Source organism: Salinimicrobium sp. CAU 1759 (assembly GCF_054482715.1).
In genome coordinates, this window is record NZ_JBTLRK010000001.1 from 1,342,209 (window position 1) to 1,362,547 (window position 20,339).

Annotated in this window: 5 protein-coding genes; 1 reads left to right on the forward strand and 4 read right to left on the reverse strand. The window is 41.5% G+C overall.

Annotated features, from left to right (window positions below; all coding sequences use genetic code 11):
* Positions 1 to 108 precede the first annotated feature (108 nt).
* Together ACXYMT_RS05985 and ACXYMT_RS05990 are read right to left on the reverse strand one after the other, a co-directional pair.
* Positions 109 to 1,296, reverse strand: coding sequence for a pyridoxal phosphate-dependent aminotransferase (locus ACXYMT_RS05985; RefSeq protein WP_459058175.1), 1,188 nt, complete (start codon positions 1,294 to 1,296; stop codon positions 109 to 111).
* 18 nt (positions 1,297 to 1,314) lie between these two features.
* Positions 1,315 to 2,415, reverse strand: coding sequence for a fatty acid desaturase family protein (locus tag ACXYMT_RS05990; protein WP_459058176.1), 1,101 nt, complete (start codon positions 2,413 to 2,415; stop codon positions 1,315 to 1,317).
* 109 nt (positions 2,416 to 2,524) lie between these two features.
* Here ACXYMT_RS05990 and rsmG point away from each other — a divergent pair, with 109 nt between their 5' ends.
* The gene (rsmG, locus tag ACXYMT_RS05995; protein WP_459058177.1) at positions 2,525 to 3,154 is read left to right on the forward strand and encodes a 16S rRNA (guanine(527)-N(7))-methyltransferase RsmG; all 630 of its coding nucleotides are present in this window, start codon (positions 2,525 to 2,527) and stop codon (positions 3,152 to 3,154) included.
* Positions 3,155 to 3,208: 54 nt separating this feature from the next.
* On the opposite strand, the gene ACXYMT_RS06000 is transcribed toward rsmG, so the two are convergent.
* Positions 3,209 to 9,844, reverse strand: a complete 6,636-nt coding sequence (locus ACXYMT_RS06000; protein WP_459058178.1) for a LamG-like jellyroll fold domain-containing protein — start codon at positions 9,842 to 9,844, stop codon at positions 3,209 to 3,211.
* A gap of 202 nt (positions 9,845 to 10,046) precedes the next feature.
* A complete protein-coding gene (locus tag ACXYMT_RS06005; protein ID WP_459058179.1) occupies positions 10,047 to 20,336 on the reverse strand; it encodes an Ig-like domain-containing protein in 10,290 nt (3,429 codons plus the stop codon).
* Positions 20,337 to 20,339: the final 3 nt, after the last annotated feature.

Genomic DNA, 20,339 nt, shown 5'->3' on the forward strand with positions numbered 1-20,339 from the left:
TTCGTAGTTTTTTGCAGTAGACAGTGCAGATTTAAAATTTGTTCTATTTAAAGAAAAAAAAATCCCCATTCCGAAGGAATGGGGATCGAAAAATGTCATTTTTGAAGCTTATTCGGAAAGTGCATTTTTGATGCGCTTCATAGCTTCTTCTATTTCAGCTTCGCTTGCTGCATAAGAGAGGCGGATACAGTTCGGACTTCCAAACGCATCTCCTGTAACTGTAGCTACCAGAGCTCTTTCCAGGAGAAACATTGAAAAGTCTGTAGCGTCTTTTATCTCATAGCCATTGATGGTTTTTCCGAAGAAATGTGAAACATCCGGGAATACATAGAAGGCACCTTCGGGTTCTGAAATTGCAAATCCTTCGATATCTGTGAGCAGGTCAATGATAAGTTTTCTGCGGCTTTTAAACCGGTCGATCATATACTGTATTTTACTAACCGGTGCTTCAAGAGCTGTAATGACAGCACGCTGGGCAATACAGTTAGCACCACTGGTGATCTGGCCCTGCATTTTATTACATGCTCTCGCAATTTCTGCAGGTGCACCTATATAGCCAATTCGCCATCCGGTCATTGCAAAGGCTTTTGAGACTCCGTTGACAGTTACCACCCGATTATACATGTCTTCGAACTGTGCCATGGATGCATGTTCTCCCACGAAGTTTATATGTTCATAGATCTCATCGCTCACCACAATTACCTGTGGATGCTTTACCAGGACATCTGCCAGGGCACGCAATTCTTCTTTGCTATAAACCATTCCACTGGGATTGGAAGGAGAGCTGTACCAAAGCATTTTTGTTTCTGGGGTAATAGCTGCTTCCAGCTGCTGAGGTGTCATCTTAAAATCTGATTCCACCGAAGTAGGTACTTCAACTGGTACACCTTCGGCCAATTTGACAATTTCAGCATAACTTACCCAATAAGGGCAGGGGAGGATCACCTCATCCCCGGGATTCAACATCACCATCGCCACATTAGCGAGAGATTGCTTCGCCCCTGTCGATACTACAATTTGAGAACGATCATAGATCAGGTCATTGTCTCTTTTGAACTTCTCAATGATCGCATCCTTTAGCTCTACATACCCATCTACGGGAGTGTAAGAGTTATAATTGTCATTAATAGCCTGTACTGCGGCTTCTTTAATAAAGTCGGGAGTATTGAAGTCGGGTTCTCCCAGGCTTAATCCAATAATGTCTTTTCCTTCTGCCTTTAATTCCCTTGTTTTGGCAGCCATAGCCAATGTTTGGGAGGTAGACATGTTATTTATACGGTCAGATAGTTGATACATGTAAAAAAGATTGATTTTTTATGCTGAAACGGCAGGCTTCATTCCCATTTCCCGAAGGTGACGAAAATGTGCAGCGATTGCTGCCCTTGTGGTTTTATATTCATTATAGGGTAGCTGGCACTCTTTGGCTGTTTCCCTTACAATTTTGGACAGATTGTTATAATGTATGTGGCTTATATTAGGAAAAATATGATGTTCTACCTGATGATTTAGTCCCCCTGTGAACCAGTTAACAATTTTATTCCTGGTCGAAAAATTCACTGTGGTGAAGAGCTGGTGGATCGCCCAGGTGTTTTTAATTGAACCTGTATCATCGGGTAAGGGCATATCTGTTTTCTCTACAACATGAGCCAACTGAAATACCACACTCAAAATTAAACCTGCAGTATAGTGCATGATGAAAAAACCAATAAGTATTTTCCACCACGCAATGGAAAGGATCAGCATAGGGATCACGATCCAGATCGAAATGTATATTAATTTTGTTACCGCTAGAATACTCCACTGCTTCACGGGATTAGGCATTTTTCCGTAAGAAAGTTGTCTGGAGAGATACCTTTTTGTTTGCTTGAAATCTGTGGTCAATGCCCAGTTGAAGGTAAGCAGGCCATAAAGAAAAATTGAGTAGTAATGTTGGAATCTGTGAAAACGATGCCATTTTGCATGTCTGCTGAATCTTATTATTCTTCCGGCATCAAGATCTTCATCGTGACCGTGAATATTCGTGTAGGTATGGTGTAATACATTGTGCTGCACCTGCCAGTTATAGACATTACCTGCAAGGACATAAATGGTGCTACCCATTAATTTATTGACCCACTTTTTCGAGGAGTAAGAGCCGTGATTGCCATCATGCATTATATTCATACCTACTCCCGCCATTCCTGTCCCCATCACGATTGTGAGAAGGAGCATCCACCATTGTGAAATATCAAGTGTAAGAATAAGAAAATATGGGGTAAGGAAAAGAGAAAACATCACTATAGCCTTAAGGTGAAGCTTCCAGTTTCCTGTCTTTGAAAGATTGTTTTCTTTAAAATAAGTGTTTACCCTGCTGTTTAGGGTTCGGAAGAATTTAGCTGAATCTGTCCGGGAAAAACGTACTGTTGGTGTATTCATTAAAAATTTTGTAAGTAAATGACAAAGGTATAAGATAAATATTCTCTGCGAGTATACCTGCTCACAATTAATATTTTAAATTAATTACTTTTGCGGAAAAATAAGAAGTTTGGAACTCATCGAAAAATATTTTCCCGATCTTACTCAAGATCAAAAAAATAAATTCTCTAACCTGCAGGATCTTTACGAAGATTGGAACCTTAAGATCAATGTAGTTTCCCGGAAGGATATAGATGAGCTTTTTCTTCGCCACGTACTGCATTCTCTGGGAATAGCAAAAGTCCAGCGGTTTTTACCAGATGCTTCGATCCTTGATGTTGGTACCGGTGGAGGATTTCCCGGGATTCCTCTGGCTATACTTCACCCTGAAACTAATTTCCACCTCGTGGATAGTATTGGTAAAAAGATAAAAGTGGTCAATGAAGTGGTTGAGGGATTGGGATTAAAGAATGTTCACACGACCAATGCAAGAGTAGAGGACGTCTCCGGCCATTATGACTTCATTGTTAGCCGGGCAGTAGCTGTTATGCCAACCTTTGTTCACTGGATCAAAGGGAAAATAGCCAAAGAAAGCCGACACGATTTGAGGAACGGAATCCTTTATCTAAAAGGTGGCGATCTTTCTGAAGAACTCGCCGAGTACCGTACTGCCGTTATATATGATCTTCCGGATTTTTTTGAGGAGGATTTCTTTGAAACTAAAAAGGTCGTTTACCTTCCGCTGAAGTATAAAAAATAAAGAGGCCCAAAAACGTCATTTTTGAGCCTGCTTCTTTTTTTAGTTGGTAACAGTTTAGTCTACCAGGAATTTAAGTATCTGCGTAGAATCTTCAGTATAAACTCTTACGAAATACATTCCTGCGCTCGGTAGTTCTACCGGAAGTTCTATAATAGTCTTTACCTGAATATTTCTATAAGTTTGGATCTCCTGACCCAAAGAGTTGTATAAAACCACTTTTTTGACAGGTAAAAGATTGGTGTTGCCAATTACAATTTGTTTCTCTTTTAAAGAATAAGCTAATTCAAGCCCCGGGGGAGTGGGTTGAGGCTGTTCAGGGTTTATAGGTTCCTCCCCGTCACCTTTTCCGTCGCCACCATCATTGCCATCACCTTCACCCGGACCGTCAGTGCCTCCATCAGGATCCTTGCCGTCGCTAAAGACAATGGAATAACGATCGTGGTAAAGACCTTTTTTACTTTTTATAACGAAATCAGATGCCCTAAGATCATGATATGTTTCCGTTTGGTTGTCCTTTATAAAAATAGGAAGTTCATCGGGGACATCCTGCATTTCATCAATGGCAATTCTAAATTCACCTTTGGTCGCAATTTTTATACCCAGTGGAAGAATTCTTTCCCTGTTAAAGTCGGGTACTCCCTGGATCACAAGCTCCACCTTTCCATCACCCATTAGCCAGTACATGTCTTCTTTGTTATCCTCGATTAAAAGAGCGTCGTATCCAAGATCAAATTGCGAAGTAGTGGCGGGATCCTTTGTGACTAGAATTTGCCTGTGATATCCCCCGGGAGATTTAAATTTTAACCATAGCTGCATTCTTTGAGGTTCAGTCTCGGGGCGGTTAGAAACATAATTACTGGCCATATTCAATTCCTTTCGTTCAGCAGAATGAAAAACAGATTTGGTGTTGTCTGCTTCACTTTGGAAAATACGCTGGCTGTTTCTAAAGATGATATCCCCGCCGGAAACGGTAGTATTGCTACTAAGGCTGAGATCTGGATCCAAAACTGTGTTAATGAAGAATCCCTGCCCCACAGGAATGTATTGCCGTGGTCTTTCACCACCCTCATCACCGGTAGCATTAATTCTTTCATCATTTGCGGTTGCCTTTATCCCTCCCGAAAGATTATAAACTGCGTAACCTCCCACATATTCTTGAAGATAATGCGTTTGTCCGGAAAAGTGGGACCAAAAGTAGATAGAGCCGTTGAAAACGTTCTGGGAGTTTGTTCCACCGGTGACATCTTTTAGGTTATCCTTAATAAATTTATTGGCATCAATAGCTGAAGGATAAGGATTTCCAATCAGATAGTTTTGATCTGTTCCAATGTTGAGCTTTATAGTGCCATTATTTGGCATGCCTCTAAAGGTATAATTCTGTAAATCCAGAATTGCTTTTTGTCCTGAAGGACCTTTCATTGTAAAACCTTCTCCCGGTTTCAACTGGGTGTCTACACCAATCTGTTTCCAGTTACTATACTTTCCTGCTTCGCCAAAAAATTTGTTAAGCCAGTAGGAGCTTATTTTAATTGGGCTTGAAAGGGGACCGTCAGCGTGACGGAAATTATATTTAAAGTTAATGGTCCCTGGAATTGAATCTGTTCCATCCCTAAGGACACCTCCTATAGTGAATTCTGTAGTATTGCCAGTGTTCACAGGTGAGCTCCAGTAGTTGTAATTATAACTGCTGGCCGTACCCTGCTGGTCACGATCTAAATATCCGGAACCAACTAGCTGGCTACCTTCAGGCTGCACTAGTTGAGATTCCCCGTTGAGGTCGATATAACCGCTCAGGTCCAAATAATGAGTAACAGTTAATCCGTTCCCGGATCCAGCTGTGGTTCTTGTTTGCACCGTTCCTTGAATATCCAAAGTCCCTGCTGTTTCCACAATTAATCCTAAGAGTTTTATGTCTTTATTGTTAGATTGTACATCATGAGCTATTTCCGCAATATTCCACTCAATTTTGGTATTGTTGATTCCGGGACTAAAGGGAGGATCCCATACATCGGCATGCGTCCAGGTTCCACTATTATTGAACCATTGCCCATTCTGGGAAGTAGTGTAGGGAAGAGGAGCGGTCGTATTTTGATCAGTATTAATATTTTTTAATTGGCCGTAGTGACCTATATAATTTACACCGTCGTTGAATGGATAAAGATTGCCACATCCCACTTCATCCATTCTGTAATATCCTGCCAAATTACTCCAGTCCAGGTTGGGAACAGGCAGCGGTAGAACTTCTCCCTGTACCTTGTTGCCTGCGACATTTTTTATACGTTGATTCATCATCAGTCGCAATTGGCCTGGTGTTAAAGCTACTTTCCAAATCCTTAGCTCTTCCATCCAGCCATTGAAGAAATGTGTTGGACCGGCAGATCCGTTCCTATCCATTGCTCCCAAGAGGGCCTTATAAGTGTTATTACCAGGAGCGCCACCTGCAGTGGATTTCATTAAAATTCCATCAACATATAACTTATATTCTCCCGACGCAGAATGAGTTAAGGCTAAATGGTACCAGCGGTTAGTGTCAATTTCATAAGGTGAGGAACTTATCGACCCTGATTGATCCCAGTTAAAAGAAACAGTTCCATCTTTTATTATCAGGTCATATCCTTTTGCGGTACCAGTGAAATTTGCGTCCCTTTTCGAGATGATCGTTCGGGTGCCATCTTTAGCTTCAGGTTTTACCCAGACTTCCAGACTAAAGGCACCGGTAAGGTCATAAGAATCTCCAAAGTCAATATGATCATTTGTTCCATCAAAGTCTACCTGATCACAATTAGTAATGGTAACAGTGATATCATTGGAACAACCATTGACGGTCCATGTTAGAGTGTAGGTTCCCGGTCCTGCAGTAAATGTTGCATCGGGATCATGGACATCTGAAAAGGATACGTCTTGACAGGAGGATGCGTTCCCGGTCCAGGACCATTCGCCGATGTCTCCGGTTCCCGGAGCGTCACAAGTCCTGCAACCGGAAGCAGGTGCTGTAAATGCACCCTTTACAATATTTTCGTTGGCTGTAATGGTATTGTCGTAGGCATTTAGTTGTACCGTGTTTCGGCCGCATTCCGCACTTGTATAGATAATATCTTCCCCGGCGTAAGAATAGGAAACCTTAATTGGAGTTAAACCTGTACCGTCCTCACTATACGTTCTGCATTCATTTATTAAAGCTGTTCCTCCATATTCGTAGACACCGGGAGTATCGGGTATAAAGCTTATCGGTAACTGGGTCTGGCCAATTGCTATGGGTTCTTCGTCGGGATCGCCTATACCAATTGTCCACTCTAGTTCTGTATCAACTTTAGTTTTCTTGTTGACGAAAATATTGTCCAATGCCCATACACTCTTATCACTGGTGCCCACAAATGACCATCTTATTCTGACATTACTTTCTCCCAGGTAATCATTAAGAGATATAGATGTGTTATCGGTGCTAAAGTTGTAATTAGTGGCATTTGAGCCCGTAGTAGACTCAGCTGTCCCTGCTGTAAACCATTGTTTTATTCCACCACCTGCAGCATGTATTATTTTAAGGGTTGTGTAACTTGCTCCTCCATCAAGAGAAATCTCAATTTTCGCAATATCCCCGTTTGCGAAGTAATAGGCCTGATCAAAATCTAAACTTGCTGTTTCGGCATCTGAAAGATCCATTATTGGACTTTCCAGGGTTGTGGGATTCGCTCCCTTGTATTTACCATCATTGAAATTTCCCTGGGCAATAGCAAACTTACCATCTCCACCGTCGTAGGTAATATCTCCAAACTTATGATCGTTGGTGCCAGACCAATTTCTTGCTTGTTTCGCATTTCCCCCTGCAGAAAACCCGCCTGGATCTCCGTCTACCAACCATGAATTTGGGTCTTGTGTATTTAATTGTCCTTCATTGAAGTCCCCTGTTGAATCTGGAATGGCATCTTCTGTTCCTAAATAGTTACTTATGGCTAAAAGATTTACAGATTCTCCTAAGCAATAAATGTTATCAGGATCTTCATTTGAGACGGTTGGAGCAGCCCCCACAGGTAATGCTCTTATGTAGAAACTATTTGAAGTTTCTTTACAGGTGCCGGTTTGAACAAGAACTCTAAAGTAAGTAGATTCCAAAGCTCCTTCTGCAAATTCTGCTGTATAAGAAGTAATATTGGCGGAATTTGGTATGATTTCCCAGATACCTTCATTAACTGCATATTTTTCCCAGTGAACAACATTTCCCGTTTCCCCTGTTAGATTTAATTCCACAGAAATTGCATCCCCACAGGACGAAATATCAATTTGGTTATCGTACTGGGTAGACAGATATGTTCCTCTTAATAAGCCTCCAGCTACAGGCAGCGGATTGAGTTTAATTTCTTGAATCTGTGTGGACATATTTCCCACACTATCAATAAATTCCCATTCAATTGTTTCAGTTCCTGAAAATGAAAAGGGGAACTCAAAATCCTCACTCAAGGTACCGTAAATTGTGCCGTCACAAGCATCCGTGGCTGTTGGTATATCTAATTCCAATAAACTTGATATCTGGCAGCCGTCAATAGTTTTTGTAGGTAAAGATCCAACATCAGGCACAGGAGCAATAGTGTTATCAATTATTACTTTTTGCTCAACAGGCTCAGTCGCATTTCCCGAAGCGTCTGTAAAGATCCAATAAACTGAGCCTGACTCGCTGAAGGTTAAATCATTTAAACCCGTAGTGCCTGTTACAGTACCATCACAATTATCGGTAGACGTAGGAGGATCGACTGTGATGGGGCATTCGCTGGTAATATCTGGTAGGATCGGTATGTCTGGAATTTGTGTATCCTGAACATAGATTTCCTGGGTTACTTCAGTAGTGTTACCTGCTTCATCAACTATATTAAAGGTCCTTGTAACTATTTCAGGATTAAAGTTACCATCGCTGACATCCGATACAAAGGTTACCGTAGGATTTGGAGTACAGTTATCAGCTTCATCAGTAACTACAGAGATATCGGGATTAGGAATATCCGCCGAACATTGCACATTTATGCCTGCCGGATTACTTGCTGTAGGATCTGTGGTGTCGTTTACAGTTATGGTCTGGGTAACATCAATAGAATTTCCAGCCTCATCGGTTACCCTATACTTTCTGGTTATGATTTCTGGATTGGATTGACCATTGCTTGAGTCCGAGACAAAGGTCACCGTAGGATTTGGAGTACAGTTATCAGCTTCATCAATGACTACAGAAATATCGGGATTAGGAATATCCGCCGAACATTGCACATTTATGCCTGCCGGATTACTTGCTGTAGGATCTGTGGTGTCGTTTACAGTTATGGTCTGGGTAACATCAATAGAATTTCCAGCCTCATCGGTTACCCTATACTTTCTGGTTATGATTTCTGGATTGGATTGACCATTGCTTGAGTCCGAGACAAAGGTTACCGTAGGATTTGGAGTACAGTTATCAGCTTCATCAATGACTACAGAAATATCGGGATCAGGGACATCAGCCGAACATTGCACATCTATGCCTGCCGGATTACTGGCTGTAGGGTTTTCAGTGTCGTCTACAGTTATGGTTTGGGTAACATCAATAGAGTTTCCTGAAGGATCTGTAATTCTATAGGTCCTAAAGATGACTTGAGGATTACTGTTATTGTCGCTGATATCTGATATAAAACTAACAAATAGACCAGAATTGCAGTTATCGCTCTCATTAGTTACTACTGAAATATCAGCTGCAGGAATATCCGTTGAACATTGTACATTTACTGGTGCGGGGTCACTTGCTGTAGGATAAATTGTATCCTCTATAGTTACGATAGCATTAGCAGTACTGACATTTCCGTTATTGTCTGTTACAGTTAGGGTAACTGTGTTTGCACCAACTTCCGAACAAGTGAAGTTACTTGGAGAAACACTCATTGAGTCAATTCCGCAGGCATCATTCGATCCATTGTCAATATCAATTGCCGTAATTGAAGCCGCTCCATTGTTGTCAAGTTGAACAGTAATATTTTGAGCAAGAGCCACAGGAGCCTGATTATCTTCCACAGTCACAGTGGCAGTGGCAGTGTTGGTATTTCCGTTATTGTCTGTTACAGTTAGGGTAACTGTGTTTGCACCAACTTCCGAACAAGTGAAGTTACTTGGAGAAACACTCATTGAGTCAATTCCGCAGGCATCATTCGATCCATTGTCAATATCAATTGCCGTAATTGAAGCCGCTCCATTGTTGTCAAGTTGAACAGTAATATTTTGAGCAAGAGCCACAGGAGCCTGATTATCTTCCACAGTCACAGTGGCAGTGGCAGTGTTGGTATTTCCGTTATTGTCTGTTACAGTTAGAGTAACTGTGTTTGCACCAACTTCCGAACAAGTGAAGCTACTTGGAGAAACACTCATTGATTCAATTCCGCAGGCATCATTCGATCCATTGTCAATATCAGTTGTAGTAATTGAAGCCGCTCCATTGTTGTCAAGCTGAACAGTAATATTTTGAGTAATAACGGAAGGAGGTTCAGTATCTGTATCGCAATTGGAAATTTTCAAAGCAAAAATCCCCATCGGGGATTCATACCACCGGTGCGAAAGTTCAGACGGTTTCTGTGGATATTCATAGGTTTCAAGAGCCGGATTAATCCAATAGGAGGCCAGTGCCGGGAAGGTCAGCAATAGAAAAAAAACCAAAATTTTTAGCGGAGTAAAAGTTTTCTCCATACCAAACCATTAGAAATCAGTGGGTAAAAGTAGGAAAAAAAAGCAGAATTCTCTTTATTTAATAAATTATTAAGAGATAAAGTGCAGATTATCGAGATAAAGTGCAAGAAGTAGCAAGAATAATCCTACCTCCAAATTGCTAATTAAAAACAACAAAGGCTGCAGTGCTGCAGCCTTTGATCAGATCTTCCTCTATAGAAGTCTACTCAAGAATGACCTTTTTGACGATTATGCCTTTCTCTGTATGCATTTTCACAATGTATACTCCGGCACCAAACCTTTGGACGGGAAGGTTTACTTCACGATCTCTTGGAATATTATAATAAACATGTACCTGTTGACCCAGCATGTTATTAAGATACACTCTCGAGATGTCTAATAGTTCCGGATTTTTTATAAGTACTTCCCTGCTGCCATTGACATAGATCACTTCCAGTGGGCCGTCTTGGACAATGGGTTCTTCGGGTTCTTGCGGCTCAATTACAGTACCGGGCTTGCTAAAGACAAGTTCAAATCTGTCGTTGTAGATTCCCCTTTTTAAGGTCTTGGTAAATTTTTGAGCTCTTAAGTCGTGGTAGAGGCTGTCGTTTCTATCCAGGATATAGATTTCCTTTTCATCCTGCACATTTTTAGCAGCTGCAAGTTGAATTGAAAACTCTCCTACTTCATCAATTTTTACTCCTAGTTTAAGAACTCTTTGCTCATGAAAATCGGGCACTCCTTGAATAACGTACTTTCTGTCATTGATTAGCCAATACATATCTTCTTTAAAGTCATCCAGAAGTGGAGCGTCTTCCCCATAGTCGAAATTCTCAGTTGTATTTTCAATTGCTCCCACAGCTATTTGTCTCCAAAACCCCTTGGGAGAGGTATAATTGAGGCGAATAATAGGTATGCCTGTAGATGATGATTGCTGGGTCCTGGTTTCTATTTCCTTTCTTTCAGCCGAATGGAAGATAGCAGTTGTGTCTCCCTTATTGGCTTCGGTATAGAAGTGTCGCTGAGTATTATTAAAGACAGGAATTCCAGAGGTGCCACCGTTTTCTGACGTAGGAGAAGAATTGATGAAGAACCCTTGGCCTACAGGAACATAGGGTCCTGGAACTTCCTCTGTGTGTATTTGCCCTGTGGCATTGATCCTATGATCGCTGGCAGCAGCCGGAACTCCAATACTTCTACTTCTAGTCGCATATCCCCCCACATAATCCTGTAAATAGTGGGATTTTTCAGCAAAATGGTCCCAGAAGTAAAGTGCTCCATTTATTTTACCGTTATTATCATCAATGAATTTCTTAGCTTCAATAGCAGAGGGATATGGATTTCCAATAAGATAATTTTGGTCTGGACTTACTGTTCTCATATTTATGTTACCATTATTAGGAAATCCTTTAAAGGTGTAGTTCTGCACTTTATTTTCACTTACGTTCACATCCCAGGCACCTTTCATGGTAAAACCTTCCCCAATTTTAATTGAGGTATCTTCTTTGATCCAACTCCAGTTAACATATATACCTGCATTCTCCGGGAAAAATGCATGGATCCAATAATCTGTTATAGAAATGGCGGGATTGGATGGAGGAGCTACATAGGGAGTGTCGGCGCCAAAAGGTCCAGTTACGAATGTAATAGGTCTAAATTTACCAGTACCTGTAATTGAACCATCAAACATTGTACTTCCTACTTCGTAGTTGGTGCTACCAAACTCGGTTGTGACCGGCGAACTCCAATAGTTATAGTTAAAGCTACTTGCAGTTCCCTGTTGATCACGTTCCAAATAACCACTTCCCGCTGCTATGCTGCCATGAGGCTGAACCAGTTGTGATTCTCCATTGAGGTCTATAACAGCATCAAGTAAGAGGTAATGGGAAATAAAAAGCTCGTTGCCAGTAACTCCCGCTACCGATCCTTCCATGTCTAAAACTCCGGCTTCAGACAGTAATCCTAAAAGAAATATTTCTTTCTTATCAGAAGTAATTTGATGGAGGCTTCTTGCAATATTCCACTCGATATCTCCTTCATGAGGATAAGTCCAAACATCTGGTCGGGCCCAGGTATTTTCATCATGCCAAACTCCATCAGCTCCTGAAAAATAAGGAGTAGGAGAGGTGTTTTGCTGGTGAGTCGTCATATTGTGTAAGCGTCCTGGCACTCCATTGCCCGATAAATCCGGAGTTTCACCACCTGTAGGTTTATAAGTGTCAGGTATAATATAAAGGATTGGGTCCGGTTCTGCGGAAATAAGGCGGTAATATCCAGCCAGGTCAGAGGCTTCCTGATCGTAAAACGGCTCATCATCCCAATCTAAATTATTACTATTGCTGGTATGATAACTTCCGGCGGTAGTTCTGTTAGGCACAACTTCACCTTCCAGAGGACTAACTACAGTTCCGGCGGCATTCAGCTTTAATCTCTGATTCATCATGAACCTTAGCTCCTTTAGAGTAGGTGGATTATTCCAGATCCTTACTTCTTCTATCCAACCTGAGAAATGGTTTGAAGTTGCTTTGGTGTTCGCATTATACCTTGCTCCAATACTGGTATTATTAATTCCTGATCCAGTAACATCAATTTTTCCAGATGAAATTCCATCAATCCAGAGATCCCCATTATTAGCCACAGCTATATGATACCATCTTCCGTTTTTCACAACTTCTGCTGGAAGATTTTCCATTTTTATTTCGAATCCGGAGCTACTAAAAATAACTCCTGTTGAAGCATTGGTAGTACCTCCACCGTCGATTGGTCTGTCAAATGGTCTAATCCAGGCTTCAATAAAGAAATTACCGTTATATGCACTACCCAGGTCGACATAATCATCTACTCCATCAAAATCAAGAGTTGTACAATCAAGGAATTCAAATGAAGTATCAATATGTGTCATGGGACAAGGGTTTGCACCTACATCCTGAGTGACCATTTCTCCTAATATATTTCTTGTTGTTTGAGATATATTAGGCGTAATAGTAAACCTAATAGTATAATTACCCTTTAGTGGTGGCTGAAAGATTGCATTAGGATCGTTTATTGCCGCTAACTCAGAATCTGAATTGATAAAGTGGGATTCAGAAAACTCATAACCTGTTGGAGCTTCGATGATCTCCCAGGCCACTGTTGAACCTTCTCCCTCTGGAAATTCGGTAATCTCTCCCTGGAATACTCCATTTATTGTGGCTGAAAGCTGCACATCGGTATTTCCACAATTACCAACCTGAGCAGTAGCGGTGGAAGTATAATTGTCGAAAACATACACACTTGCAACTGCTGAATTTTCTGCACTTTCACAAGGGTCTCCATTGGTATCGAAAACCAGTGCAGTTTGAACCTCAAAATCGTTCCAGCCTATTTTTGGCCATTCCGCTCCATCTTGTGGATAGGTCACAGTTTGTTGATTTACCTCTCCTATTTGCTCAAGTGGATTGGAGTCATCATTAATATCCTCGTCATAATACCAGATAAGTTGTACATTCTGAGGGTCCTGAGGAATTCCTATATCGTCAATGGTATAAATACCTCCCGTTGACCCATCATACAGCCAACGAATTCTAAGATTATCAAGGCCGGCATAATTACTTAGATCTATTTCCATGTTGTTGGGCTCCCCTAAACCATCATCTCCAAATTTGGCATAATTACCACTCACGACCGGTGCATCTCCGGGGTTTGCTGGTCCTCCAATTTCCATCAAAATAATTCCATAAGTGTTCCCGCCATCCAAAGAAAGTTCGACTCTTATGGTATCCCCATAGGTAAGGTTGTAAGCCTGATCAAAGGTAAGAGTAGGGTTATCCATAGTATAGGTGTTGAAAACAGGAGTTTCTAAGGTTGAAGGGTTATTTCCCGAAACTATAGCAAAACCTTTATTTCCCTCATCACAGGAACAGGAGTCAAATCTTTGGTATATATTATTTCCATTACCATTTGGATTGGCCATAAGGTAATCATGGGGATTGGTTCTCATCCATCTGTCAGGCCGGGTGTTATCTGCTGCAGATTCAAAAGTATATTCTGTCCCGTTATTGCTATTTCCATATCTCATTACTCTCCAACCATGATTGGCAATTGAAGAATTATCAAAAGCTCCTCCTTCAAACGTGCCACTGCCACCATATCCTGTTTGCGAACTCATCGTGACAATCTCACCTAAACAAACTTCTCCCGGCGTCATTTCTACCGGACTCGGAGCAATATCTGAAGGAATAATACTTAAGGTGGCATAATCTGAATAAACATTTGGTGTACAGGCACCGCTTTGAACCTCTACTCTAAACAAAGTCGATTCATTGGCACTGTATTGATTAACCTGGGTTCCTGATAAGCTAAAACCTGTAAAAGGTTCAGTTCCGTCCATAATTGTTGTCCAATCTGTCTGGGAATTTCTTCTATATTGCCATGCCACTATATCTCCTATAAATGTTCCGGAAGTTTGCAGTGGAACCAGGTAATCATCGGTAGGGAATTCACACATCATGAAAACCCTGTCTGTTCCTTTAAACAGAATTTGGCCTGCCACAGGTTCAGGATCTACTGTTACAGTCAGTTCATTTGAATAAACTTCTTCACAAACTCCATTACCCACTAAAACTCTAAATGAAGTAGTCTCGGTTAATCCGTTAAACTGGAAGTTTGCATCAGGAGTATCTTCCGCAATCGCAGACCAGACCGATTGAGACTCGGTCTTTCTTTCCCATTGTGCAATGGTTCCGGAATATTCGCTGAGATCTAGTACCCCGGACGGATTTGTTACACAAACACTTGACGGTCCTTCCAAATTTCCTCCCGCTGGTGCTGGGTCTACATTAATAATAATTTCATTAGTGTTAGTACATCCATTTGCGTTGGTAGCGGTTACTGTATAAGTTGTAGTTTCTATAGGACTTAACGTTTGCTGAGCACCCGTTAGAGGATCTCCCGTATTACCTTCCCAGTTCCAGGTGTAGGTTGTAGGGCTACCGGTAATCTCATTACTGTCACTGGCAGTAACCTCAAATGAATTGCCTTCACAAATTTCCTGATCCTCAGGTAGAATTATTTCGGGGAGCGCACTTGTGTGAACAGTAACCATAGCTTTTTCACTTTCGCAGCCATTCTCATCAATAAAACTAATCCAGTAGTTTATGTCTCCTTGTGCAGTAGTTTGCGGGGTTGGAGTTTCCTCAAGGGGTGTGGTAGAAGATGCTGAATCATACCAATTCGCTGAGGTAGCTCCATTTAAATTTATAGAAAGCGGGTCTGCAGTGTCTCCCAGGCAGTAAGTGATGTTTTTTTCACTCTCTGTTAAAACCGGAGCTGCCGGTTTGTCGAACACAGTAACGACCACTTCAGATTGAGGGCTCTCACAATAAGTGTCTTTTTGGGTCACATAATAAGTTGTAGTACCCGGAGTACTGGTATCTGGGGTAGGTGCTTTAGGGTTTCCTTCAGAATCTTTAATCTCATTGCCATTACTATCATACCAGGTAAAAGTAGCTCCTGAATCGCCTGAAGCAGTAAGTACTTCTGCGTTTTCTCCTAAACAGTATTCCACGGGAGAAGTCGACGTAGGTGCATCTGGCAAAGGGTCCACGTCAAGATTGAACGAATTGGAAGTAGCTTTCGGACAATTAAAATTATTGGCGCTACCATCAATTCTCACCGCATAAGATGCCTGGTCTGCACTTGTAATGTTGCTTATTTTTAAAGTCCCTTCATAAACTTTGAATGAAAATGCGGTGGTATCCTTTTCAAGGAGTGTAGTACTTATATCTGAATCTGAAATATCTACAGGAGTACCATCTGCGTATATCCATTCAAAAGTTAAAGGAGCCCCCTCAGCATGAGCAATGAATTTGAATTCGACCGACGCCGAACTGTCTTCACAAACTCTAACATCATCGGCCGGTTTGAGAATTACTATATCTTCATCAACATTGAGAGTAACCGTTTCTGACTGGACTTGAGATTCTTGATCTGGTGTACAGGCATTGGTACCACTCACCATTGCAAAATAATCACCGGCATCTGCCGATGTTGCCACCGGGAGTGAAAGGGTAGGAGAAGTGGCTCCTTCAATCACATTTCCGTCTTTATACCATTGATAGGTAAGCTCGTCCCCTGATGCTCCAACGTAAAATTCAGCATCCATGGTAGAACAGATTCCTATATTTGTGGGTTCTGAGGTTATTTGTACTTCTTCATAAATTGATATATCTAGAGTGGTTGTTTCTTCTGCACAGCCTCCGTAGGCAGGCACTGTATAGGTAATAGTATAATCCCCTGAATTTTCTGCACCAGGTATAAATGCTCCTGTTGAGGAATTGATGCTTATGCCATTAGCACTCCACGTACCACCGGAAAATTCACCAGTCCCTTTTAATGAAGGAACATACTCGGTATTATCTGCCGTGCAGAATTCTGTCTGATCCCCAGGAAATGATATTGTAACATCTGGATTAGCAGCTACCATTACCGTGGCAGAGGGTAGAGGAGAAGTAAAATTTTGGATACAATCCGGAGTGTCAGCATAACTGACAGAAACTATTTCATAAACGAATGGAGTGTCTGTATCATTTGTAGCCTGCAAGCTTCCGGTGTCTAAAGTCGCTTCGCCATTATTATCCAGAATAATGTTGGCCTGGTTATTATTATCTCCATTAATTCTAAACGTCACAAGCGTACCCGGAATACCATTGAAGAAATTTATCTCAGTGCTTTCACCATTACATATAGAATTATCGCCACTTATTGCCACAGTTGGTGTGGGTTTTACATTAACTACAGCTGCTGCTGAAACCGCCAGGGAGCATTTATACTCTGAAGGTCCGCTAATTTCTACATAGTAACTTCCGGAATCATCAGGACTAACTGAATTCAAGGGAAGAGTGGCTGCATTCATACCAGGTATTTCTGTCCCGCTTCCCGGACTTCCTTTATACCATTGATAGGAGTACGTATTGTAATTATCTACCGAAACCCCACCTACCGAAGCGGAAACAGTAAGAGAAGTGTTTTCTCCTTCACAAATGGTAAGATCTGCTGGTTGGGAATCTATATTTATATTTTCATCAATAGTTAAAGTTCCTGGAAGGGAAGTTTTTGAAGAACAAGGGTCTGTACCACTTACTACAACCAGATAGTCTCCGGCGTCTGTAATATCAATATTACTAAGATTGAGAATATTTCCGGTTGCTCCGGAGATTTCGTTTCCTGCAGAAGCGGCTCCTTTATACCATTGGTAGCTTAAACCTTCTCCTGTTGCAGTTACCTCAAATTCTGCATTTCCCCCTTCACAGATCCTTTGGTTGGAAGGATCCTGTGTTATACTTACCTCCTCGTAAACAGTCACCTCTGTGGTTACAGAAACATTTTCACAACCGCCACTACCAGTAATCTCATATGTCACAATATAAGTTCCCGGTGCAACATCTGCAGGAATAAAAGAACCATCAGCCTGTATTTCACTCCCCAGGGCTCCGGAGGCTGAAAAAGTTCCTGTTTGCCATGACCCAACCTCATTAGAATAGCTTACGGTTGCCGGAGTAGTTTCAGAACTACAATAGTCGGCATAAGAGATATCTACACTGGGGATTGGATTAACTGTGATATTCGCAGATTCACTGATCGTCGTCGAGCAATTAGGAGCCTGAGTATATTGAATACCTGTAAGTGAATAAGAAGTATCACCCGAAAGTGCTGCTGTAGTGAGCGTGGCCTGGCCAGTGTCGCCTATTTGAATAGTCTGATTGGTGCCTGAATTAATACTGTAAGTAAGAGTAGTATTGGGTGTTGCTGTAAAGCTAACCTCTGCCGTCTGTCCTTCACAGATTTCGGTGGTGGCCGAAATACTTGCTGTAGGTTCAGGTCTGAATATTATAGTCATTTCAGCATATCCTGTACCGCACGCCTCGGGATTGTTTCCAGAAGTTGCAGGGGGTGGAACCTGTACACTTATTGTAACGAAACCGCTTGCTCGATCTGTGGCAGTTGGATTGTAATTAAAAGTAAAGGTGTTTGGATAGTTGTTAAAACTAGTAGGTAATCCTGATAATCTAGTGGTTACATCTGTACCATTACCATTAATTGCTGTATAGATAGGATTAAATTTTTTAGAGTTTCCAAATCTTATTTCTCCGGGAATGGTAATCTGATTAGTAGTAGAACACACGGTTTGATCATCGCCAAGATCGGTAATGATATAATCGGAAATAGTCATTGCAAATGACGTGGTAGCAGCGCTGGTGAAACAGCCATTGGTGGCAGTAACCTGCACTGTTTCGGTATCATTGTAGTCTCCTCCGGCGGTGATGTTTACAGATATTTCGTTGGAAGTTTCATCTCCTATAATTTCCCAGCCAGTAGGAAGGATCCAGTTATATGATATATCATCGGAAACAAAAGGTACACTGAGAAAAAGCGGATTTAATGGCGGGCATATTTTAGGGTCAGCTTCAAAAGCATCTGTAGACTCTATAGCTCCGGGTGCTGCAGGGGCTGCGTCTATGCTTTCAACAGCAAAATTTACTATTGAGGTTTGACCACAGTCATTTTCAGCATAAACTGTAACATTACCATCATCAGATCCTGCCGATACAATAATTGTATTTGTATCCTGACCGCTGGTAATATTCCAGTTTCCGGGAACAGACCATACATAATTATCTGCGTATTGAATGCTCGGTAAAGTATAGGTTAGTCCGGTGGCATTACGACAAACTTTTGCTTCACCAGAAATAGCTTCAGTGTTAATCACCGGGGCAGGATTTTTTACGCTCACTGCATAACTGGTGCTAACGCTACCACAATCATTACTGGTACCGGTGAATTGTATATTTCCATCATTGCCTAATTGTCCTGAAGTAACAGTTATTTCATTCGTTCCGGCCCCAGATGTAATAGTCCACCCAGAAGGAACGGTCCAGCTGTAAGTGTCAATTCTACCATCTTGTGACACACTAAACATTAATCCGGTTTCTCCCGGACAGAAGGTGCTATTACCCGAGCTACCATCAGGTGAAGATTGAGTTATTGAATTGTCTCCCGGGGTACCATCGTCTACGGTTATAGAAAGGATACTACCGGCTATGCTGGTATAATCTGTGGGATCTACACATTCATTAACTGCAATGACTTTTATGTTTCTAGTGCCGGTTGTTCCGGAGTTAATGGCAATAGTGGTTCCGTTTTGTCCTGTTAATTCAGCATTATCAACGTACCAGATATATTCATCTGCATAATTTACTGGTGCAATTGAATAACTCACATCTGTATCGGGACACACCATTGTTGGTCCTGAAATTATACCGGGATCTGCAGGAATGGGATCATTTATGTTTACTGAAAGTGACGAGATATTACTGTCTTCACAATTATTAGTGGAAAAAACTGTTACAGTTCCATCATCATTTGTTCCTCCTGCTATGGCGGTTATAGAAGCACCGTCATCTCCTCCCTGGATACTCCAGTTTGAAGGTAAACCCCAGGTATACGAATTAACATCAGGATCATTTGAAACGGAAAAGGTAACTGTATCCCCTGGACAAATTAGACCTGGTCCCGAAATAGTGCCGGGATTAGAAGGAATTCCGGGTCCAATATCTACAGTCAGGGTTGATTCTGTACTTTCTCCACAATCATTTATTGCTTTTACTCTTACAACCTGACCATTCGCAACATTCCCGGAAATAATATTTATACTGGTACTGGTACTGTTTCCTGTCCAGCCTGTAGGTAATGTCCATTGATATGATGTAGCCCGATCTACAGCTGAAATACTATAGGTGGCAGAAGTATTTGAGCATAAATTCGCAGGACCATCTATAGTTGAAGGCTGGTCTGGAATAGCATCTTTTACTGTTATGCTGATTATATTACTTTCGACTATATTATTCTCATCGGCATCACCATCATTTGCACAGGCTTTAGACGGTGTCATCCAAAGTTCAACGCTATCCCCATTATTAAACTGGTTCCAAGAGAAAGTAGAAGAAGTTCCTCTCTCAACATTATTTACCCTCCAACTGTAGGTTGGACTTCCTCCCTGATTCTCCAGTGAAGCGGAAAAATTGATGCTTTCATTTGGGCATATTTCAGTTTTATTGGCCGAAATTGACGCTTTAGCGGTGGAAATCTGATTTACGGTAATACTGGATGAGATATTACTTTCGAAAACCTCCTGCTCGGCTGTACCATCACAAAAAATTATCTGAAGTTTGAATCTGGAGTTATTCTGAACAGGCGTGTAGTTGGTTAGATTTGGACTTGTTGCTCCCGTAAGATCTGTCCATGAACCTGACCCCACTCGTACCTGCCATTGATATACAGGGTTAACACCATCCTTCAGGTCTATATTAGATGTAAAAGAAATACTTTCATCAGAACAAATGTTAGTTAAACCCTGAAGGCTTATCGATGCGGTAGCTGAAGTAGTAGGGCCATCAGTACACTGCCCCCACCCCAGGGACGGGGTCAATATTAAAGCCCAAAAAGCGAAAACTTTTAAGAGTAGTTTTTTAACCATAAG

What these genes read in the sequence shown, in the direction of transcription:
- ACXYMT_RS05985 (WP_459058175.1), bottom strand. Translation starts at nt 1,296, where the DNA reads ATGTATCAACTATCTGACCGTATAAATAACATGTCTACCTCCCAAACA.
- ACXYMT_RS05990 (WP_459058176.1), bottom strand. Translation starts at nt 2,415, where the DNA reads ATGAATACACCAACAGTACGTTTTTCCCGGACAGATTCAGCTAAATTC.
- ACXYMT_RS06000 (WP_459058178.1), bottom strand. Translation starts at nt 9,844, where the DNA reads ATGGAGAAAACTTTTACTCCGCTAAAAATTTTGGTTTTTTTTCTATTG.
- ACXYMT_RS06005 (WP_459058179.1), bottom strand. Translation starts at nt 20,336, where the DNA reads ATGGTTAAAAAACTACTCTTAAAAGTTTTCGCTTTTTGGGCTTTAATA.